Annotated in this window: 8 protein-coding genes; 3 read left to right on the top strand and 5 right to left on the bottom strand. The window is 73.8% G+C overall.

Translation table 11 applies throughout. From position 1 onward, the window contains the following. The coding region (locus JNW98_RS27750) for a hypothetical protein (protein WP_223771054.1) at positions 1-183 on the bottom strand (183 nt) is incomplete at its 3' end. Positions 184-526: 343 nt separating this feature from the next. On the opposite strand from JNW98_RS27750, the gene JNW98_RS27745 reads away from it, so the two are divergent. Next, complete coding sequence (locus JNW98_RS27745; protein WP_223771053.1) at positions 527-1219, top strand: esterase/lipase family protein; 693 nt, start codon at positions 527-529, stop codon at positions 1217-1219. A gap of 108 nt (positions 1220-1327) precedes the next feature. Here the strand turns inward: JNW98_RS27745 and JNW98_RS27740 are convergent, their stop codons facing one another. Next, complete coding sequence (locus JNW98_RS27740) at positions 1328-2518, bottom strand: class I SAM-dependent methyltransferase (protein WP_223771052.1); 1191 nt, start codon at positions 2516-2518, stop codon at positions 1328-1330. Between the two features lie 315 nt (positions 2519-2833). Continuing rightward, positions 2834-3304, bottom strand: coding sequence for an MSMEG_6728 family protein (locus JNW98_RS27735; RefSeq protein ID WP_223771051.1), 471 nt, complete (start codon positions 3302-3304; stop codon positions 2834-2836). A gap of 300 nt (positions 3305-3604) precedes the next feature. Between JNW98_RS27735 and JNW98_RS27730 the strand changes: the two genes are divergently transcribed. Beyond that, on the top strand, positions 3605-4474 hold the full coding sequence (locus tag JNW98_RS27730) for a class II glutamine amidotransferase (protein ID WP_223771050.1): 870 nt from the start codon (positions 3605-3607) through the stop codon (positions 4472-4474). A 65-nt stretch (positions 4475-4539) separates the two neighbouring features. Here the strand turns inward: JNW98_RS27730 and JNW98_RS27725 are convergent, their stop codons facing one another. Beyond that, positions 4540-5061, bottom strand: a complete 522-nt coding sequence (locus tag JNW98_RS27725; protein WP_223771049.1) for a YcxB family protein — start codon at positions 5059-5061, stop codon at positions 4540-4542. A gap of 222 nt (positions 5062-5283) precedes the next feature. Here JNW98_RS27725 and JNW98_RS27720 point away from each other — a divergent pair, with 222 nt between their 5' ends. After that, on the top strand, positions 5284-6540 hold the full coding sequence (locus JNW98_RS27720; RefSeq protein WP_223771048.1) for a cytochrome P450: 1257 nt from the start codon (positions 5284-5286) through the stop codon (positions 6538-6540). Positions 6541-6616: 76 nt separating this feature from the next. Here the strand turns inward: JNW98_RS27720 and JNW98_RS27715 are convergent. Then, a partial coding sequence (locus tag JNW98_RS27715) for an acyl carrier protein (protein ID WP_223771047.1) occupies positions 6617-7179 on the bottom strand: 563 nt, incomplete at its 5' end.

Below are 7179 nucleotides of genomic sequence, written 5' to 3'. Positions count from 1 at the left end.
CCGCCCGAGCGCCGTCGCCCGGGCCTCCAGCTCCCCGGCCCGGCGCGTCAGACCGGCGCGGCGGGCGTGTCCGGCGGCGGCCGACAGCCGGGCGGCGCGGGTACCGCCGTCCCCCGCCCGCTCCGCCGCCCGCGCGAGGACGGCTGAGCAGCGCACGTGCAGTCGCTGTAAGGGGTCGCGCACGGGTTTGTCCCTCCTGATACCGACACCGACGGGCCCGGTCGGGCGGCCGCACGCCCGGACCGCAAGCAAGTTACCGACCGGTTACCGGTTTGGGGAGGGGGAAGGGTGCGAACGGGACGCCGTGTGCGCGCGAGCGCCCTGGTGAGAGGGAGCGAACGAAGAACTTCCGCGCGTCCCTTGTCCGGCCGCCCAGACCGGCACCGGCCGGCGTTGTCGGTGGCGACAACCCCCCGAACACCGGTGGTTTCACCGATGCGCGCCCGCCCGCCGCGCCCGCATGCTCCCGGCAGTCGGATGTCCCGCCCCGGCCGCCCTCGGCGCCGGAACCCTCTCGGAGGTACACATGCGCAGGTTCGTCGGCACGTTCGTCGCGGCGGCCGCTGCGGTCGCTTCCCTGGTGGCCGGCGGAACGGCCACCGCCGCCCAGCCGGAACCGGCCGCGCAGCGGGCGCCGGTCGTCTTCGTCCACGGCTACCTGGGGTCGGATCCCGCCTGGGCCCCGGCGAAGGCCGCCTTCCTCGCCTCCGGCTACCGCAGCGGCGAGCTGTTCAGCTTCGTCTACGACTACAACACCACCAACGAGACCAGCGCCCGCGACCTCGCCGCCTTCGTCGAGAAGGTGAAGAAGGACACCGGGGCGCGGAAGGTCGACCTCGTGAACCACTCCATGGGCGGCATGGTCTCCATGTGGTACGTCAAGGAGCTCGGCGGCGCGTCGAGCGTCGGCCACCTGGCCTCGCTCGCCGGCGCCCACCACGGCACGGACGTCGCGGCCCTGTGCACCGTCATGTCGCCCTCGTGCGCGGAGATGAAGCCCGGCTCGGCCTTCCTCGCCAGACTGGCCTCCGGCGACGAGACGCCCGGCGACACCCGCTACCGCACCTGGTACTCGCCCTGCGACGGCGTCATCAGCCCGTTCGTCAGCACCCGGCTGAACGGCGCGGACAACACCCTGGTTCCCTGCCTCAACCACCTGGCGTTCCTCACGGACGTCCCCCTCCTGACCCAGGTGGCCGCCTTCACCAAGGGCGAGTAAGGCTCCGTCCGCCCCGGAGGCCGGCCCCCTCGCACGCCCGGGGAGCCGGCCTCCGGCATCGCTTCCGCGCTCCCGCGCACCAAGAAGGCTCCCGGCCGCGTGTCGGCGTCACCGCCTGGGCCGAAGAAGCTCCTTGCCGGAACACATCGAATCCGGATCGATGTACAGACAGAGACTGGGCCCCTTCCCGTCCCGTCTGATCTCCGCCCGTATTCGGCAGGATCCCCGCGTCGGCACGCCGGCCTCCAGTCCGAGCTCATCTCCGCTGGTGAGCCCCTTGCCGCTCAGGGAAGGGGCCGCGCCGTCCGAGGAGTCGGAAAACTCCCAGCTCCCGGTTGCCGTGTCCGGGCACCCGGGGTCCCACACCGCTTCGGATATTTCCGCCCACCTTATGCTCCGGTCCGGGGCCAAATGAAGACGAGTCCCTCTCGAGTTCCCCCAATCGCCCACCAGCTCCGCCTCATCCGCCCGCGCCGCTTCCCCACCCGCGGGGGCGCACGCCACGCAGCCCCATGCCACCGCGGCCACCACGGCCACCAACCACCTGCCCGACGAGTTCACCGACGGCCCCCTACCCCTGCCCGACTGAACAAGATCACCATAGGAGGGTGGACCGGGGGGAGCCGCACCGGGCCCCGGCCACAGGAGCCGGTCACCACAGCGGAGGCACCGGTCAGGGCGGCCGGTGGGCGGGCGCTTCCCGACCGCCGGGGTGTCCGCGTCCCCGTGGCAGGGGCCGCGCAGGGCGAGGACGGCGAGCCCGTCCGCCTCCAGTCGATCGACCTGCCCCCAACCCGCCGTGAGCAGGCGGATCTCGTCCTCGTCGAGAGCGATGCCCCGCCGCTCGGGCGGAGTGCGGTCGGTGGTCGGCGTGATGACGACGAGCGCGCCGCCTGGCCGCAGCCGCTCGCCCAGGGCGTGCAGGACGCGGCCGCGGTCGCGCAGGAACGGGTACATCAGGCGCAGGCAGATCAGGTCGTAGCCGTCGTCGTGCAGATCGGCGGGGTCGTCGCGCTCGATGTCCAGCCGCAGCCAGCGCACGCCCTCGGCGTCCGGGTACTCCTCGTGGGCCCGGGCGACCGCGCTCCCGGCGAAGTCGACGGCGTCCACCACGTAGCCGAGACGGGCCAGGTAGGCGGCCAACTCCCCGGTGCCGCAGCCCACGTCGAGCGCCCGCCCGCCGCCTTCGGGCACGGGAGTGTGCTCGGCGAGCAGCGCCCGCTCGACGTCGCCGAGCGGGCGGAACCCCTTCCCGTCGGCGTAGTGCCGCTGCCACTTCTCGCGGGTGGTATACCCCATGGCGCCGCTCCTCGGCTGGTCGGGTCCGGTGGACGGTGCCTTACCGACGCTCAGTCTCCCGCCGTACCCCGACTGCCCGCTCCCGGCCGCGACGGTCACGTCACCCGTCCCCGCCAGGTCGCGCCCGCGCGTTTCGGAGGCGAGGGGAAAGGCTGCAGGTAGGGGCCACTGAACTGCATCCGGGTAACTGGGCCGGTCGATCTGCTTACCGTAGTAGGCGCCGGCTGGCCGTTACCTCTTCGAGTGGCAGTCATCCTGGGCCGATTGGCGCCACGCCCACATGCCGACCGAGCTGCCCGACCCCTTGCCCAGAGGTCACGAGGAGGCGCGATCCGAGGTCGGCCACACGTACGGCAGGTCGTCGGGGACGCCCGGGAAGAGCGGGGAGTAGACGTCCGGTGCCTTGCGCACCAGCGCCGACTGGTGACTGCGGTGGAAGGCCGGGTCCCCCAGCCAGGGCGGCAGCTCGCCGTCGTCGGCGAGCTCGTCCTGGGCGCGTACGGCGGCGCCGGGACGATGCCGGGAGAAGTCGGTGACCAGGGTGGTGGCGCAGGTGTCGGCGCGCCCCTCCGCCACCCACACCGCGCACACGTCGAGGCCGTAGCGGACCAGGGCCTCCTCGTAGCCGGTCCACATGCGCACCGCGGGGTGGTGCCGCCATCCGTACCCGGGCACGGTCAGGCCGCGCAGCACCTGAAGTGCCTCGACGCGCTGTTTGCCCAGGCGGGGCGGGTCCAGGGCCGCGGCGGACCGGGTGAAGCCGGGGTACGGGAGGAAAGTCTGCACGCGGGATGCCTACCGCGGCGGGTCCGTCCGCCCACCTCCTTCCGCTCGGGCACACCTCGCGGGGGCGCAGGATCATGCCGTGCCGTCCGGTCAAGGCGCCGGGATCGGCGGCATCATGAAGGCGGTCCCGGCGGTGTGGCAGCGGTCGCCGCCCAAGCCCGGTCCACGCCGGGCGAACGGGCCCTGGCAGCCGGGCCCTACGCCACCGAAGGGCGCCCGAAAAAACATCCGAAAGGAGCAACGCGAAAAGGCCCCCCATCCCACCACCCCCAGCCACGCGAGCCCATGGAGGAACCCCCGATGTGCCGCCTGTTCGGCCTCACCAGCGCCCCCGAACGCACCCGCGCCACTTTCTGGCTCCTCGACGCCCCCGACAGCCTCAGCGCCCAGAGCCACCGCGACCCCGACGGCACCGGACTGGGCCACTTCGACCCCGACGGCACGCCGCGCGTCGGCAAGGCGCCCCTGGCCGCCTACGCGGACCGGGCCTTCGCCGTCCAGGCGCGACGGGCCGAGTCCACGACCTTCGTCGCCCACATCCGCTACGCGACCACCGGCCGCCTGGACGCCCGCAACACCCACCCCTTCGCGCAGGACGGCCGGCTGTTCGCCCACAACGGCGTCGTCGAGGGCCTGGACGCCCTGGAAGCCCGGCTGGGCCCGGACCGGTCGCTGGTGGGCGGGGACACCGACTCCGAACGCGTCTTCGCCCTGATCACCCGTGAGATCCGCGCGCACGGCGGGGACACGGGCGCGGGGATCGCCGCGGCCGTCAATTGGATCGCGGACCACCTTCCGCTCTACGCCCTGAACTTCGTCCTCGCCACCCCCACCGACCTGTGGGCCCTGCGCTACCCCGACACCCACGACCTGTACGTGCTGCGGCGCCCGGCGGGCGGCCACCACGGCTGCCGCCACCTCGACCACAGCGGCAGCCACGGCCGGATGCGCGTCCACTCCGCCGACCTCAGCGCCGTCCCGTCCACCGTCGTCGCCAGCGAGCGCATGGACGACAACCCGCACTGGCGCCTGCTGGACCCGGGCGAACTCCTGCACGTCGGCCCGGACCACGCCGCAACCAGCCACGCCGTCCTGCCCCGCCCGCCCGCGCACCCGCTGACCCTCGCCGACCTCCACCCGCACGCGGCGGCTGCGCAGAAGTCGGCCTGAAAGCAAACGGGAGTTCGCTGTTGAAGGGTGCTGGCCCCGACGGGTCCACCAGGCGGGGCCGCCGGTCAGACGCGCGTGAGGTGCCGGTCCAGCAACGCGCGCAGCCGGTCCGCCCCGGCCGGGTCCTGCAGGCCGCGCTTGGGCAGGACGGTGAGGCACGAGGCGTTGTCGTCGCCGCCGAACAGCACGAACTGCCCGGGCGTCTCCGCGTACCGGGGCGCGGCCTGCCAGGCGAGCGTGGTCGTCGCCCGCTCGTGGCTGACGGTGAGGCCGGAATCCGCCACGCTGATCCGGTGCACGCCGTTGCCTTCCGCCATGCGCAGGAACTGCCGCGCCTGCGCCCACGGCGTGTACCACCGCATCAGCGCGAGCACCGGGAGCATCACCAGCACCGGAACCGGCAGGTCCTTCCCGGACCACCAGCTCATGGCCACGAGGAGCGCCGACACGACGAGGGCTCCCGACAGCATGCGGCGGCTGCGGCGCGCCGCGCGGGACACCTTCGACCGCGCGCCCAGCGCTTCCTTGAAGTCCTCCACCGCCGGCAGGTACGCCAACTCGACGCTTTGTGACGACCGCTGTTCCATTCCGACCTTTCGCCGCGAAACCGAGAAGCTGCACAATACATCCACTTGGTGGTGTGCGGCTGGCACATTTCGCCCGGCCGGTCGGAGGTGAGGGAACGTCGGATGGGGACGCCGGAAAGGGGACGTCGGAAAGAGAACGCCGGAACGGAGCCCCCGCTCGACTCGGGACACGCGGGCTTCGCGGGCCGCATGCCCACACCCGCTCCGGGGATGATGACGGCAATGGACGGACGAACACAGCCTCGCCGCATCGCGGTGAGCGCCGACTTCTGGGACCACCTGCCGTTCGACATGCGGGGCGAAGCGTTCCGCACCGACCCGTACGCCGCCTACGCGCGCCTGCGAGCCGAAGGGCCCGTGCTGGCGCCGGGGGAGGGTGTCGTCCTCGTCACCGGGTACCACGCAGGCGTCGGGGCCCTCGGGGACCCGCGATTCGGGCTGGGCGGCGGGGCGCTGGAGGCGCAGTCGTTCCTGCTCGTCGACCCGCCCGAGCACCGCTGCCGCCGGGCCCGGGTCTCCGCCCCGTTCAGCGCCCGCGCGGTGGAACGCCTGCGCCCCGCGATCCGGCACCGCACCGCCGGTCTCGTCCGCGCCGCCGCCGTCAGGGGCGAGGCGGAGGTGGTGGCCGACTTCGCGGTTCCCCTGGCCCTGGAGCTCATCTGCGCCGTGGTCGGCGTCCCGCTGGAGGACCGGCCGCGGTGGTACGGGGCCCTGGCCGGGCTGAGCCTGGCCTTCGTCCCGACCGGCCTGCTCGCCGAGGAGGACGCCGCCCGCCTGACCGCCGCCCGCCTCGAATTCGCCCACTACCTCCGCACCCTGATCGAGGAACGCCGCAGGGCACCCCAGGACGACCTGGTCAGCGCCCTCCTGGCCCAGGGGCCCGAGGACACCCCGCTCGACGAGCAGGACATCATCACGGCGATCGGGCAGTTCGTCGTCGCCGGCCACCAGCCCGTCGTCCTGCAGATGGCGAACGGCGCCCACGCCCTGCTGCGCCACCCCGAGCAACTCGACCGCCTGCGGGCCGACCCCTCGCGCGCCGCCGCGGTGGTCGAGGAGGTCATGCGCTACGACCCGTCCATCCACCTCATCAGCCGCATCGCCCTCCGCGACGCCGACATCGCGGGCCGGCACGTGCCGGCCGGCACGGTGGTCGGGGTGCTGCCCGGCGCCGCCAACAGGGACCCGCGGGCGTTCGCCGACTCCGACCGCTTCGACATCGCCCGTTCCCCGCAGCACCTCGCCCTGGGCAGGGGAACGCACTTCTGCCTCGGCGCCCACCTGGTCCGCCTCCAGGCACAGGCCCTCTTCGCGGCCCTCGCCCGATACCGCCCGGCGCTCACCGGCGAGGCCGTGCCGCGGCGGATGTCCGGCGTGCTGTGGGGAACCGAACGGCTGCCGGTGGTGCTGACCGAGCGGCCCTCGGACGGGGACGAGGATGGGGGCGGAGGCGGAGGCGGGGACGGGGACGGGGACTGACCGCATCGGCCCGGGAACGACGGCGCCGCCCTAGGAAATCCCCGGGAACCGCCCCCGAGCTGCGCCGCCCGCCGCCTCACCCCGCCGGCCGGCGCAGCCGACGCAGACAGCGCCCGGCGAGATCCGCGACCGTGGTGCTGTCCAGCACCTCCACGGCCGGCAGAGTGCAGCCCAGACGCCGGTTCACCCCCGTCAGCAGCTCGGCGCCCATCAGCGAGTCGAGCCCCAACTGGTCCAGACGCCGGTCGGCGTGGACGCGGTCGGCGGTGGTCTGCAGGACCTCGCAAAGGATCTCGGTGAGGATCGCCGTCACCCGGTCGAGAGCTTCCTCCTGCGGCGCGGTGGCCAGCGTCTCCAGAAGCGCCGCCCTGCCCCCGCCCCCGCCGGCGCCGGCGGAGGCGGGGCAGAGGTCGTCGAAGCGGGGGCCGCGTACCGTCGCGAAGTTGTTCCGTACCGCACCCCAGTCCGTCCGCGTGACGACGGCGACGTCGGCACCGCGCCCGAGCAGCGTCTCCAGGGACGTCAGCGCCTCCGCGGCGGGCAGCGCGTCGAAGCCCACGCGCCGCATGACGTCGCCGATGCCGTGCCGGGCGACGTACCCGACGTCCTCCATCGCGCCCCAGGCGACCGCGAGCCCCG

Source organism: Streptomyces huiliensis (assembly GCF_020037025.1).
GTDB lineage: Bacteria > Actinomycetota > Actinomycetes > Streptomycetales > Streptomycetaceae > Streptomyces > Streptomyces huiliensis.
The sequence above is the reverse complement of the archived record's forward strand: the minus strand, read 5'-3'. Positions and strand labels throughout refer to the sequence as shown.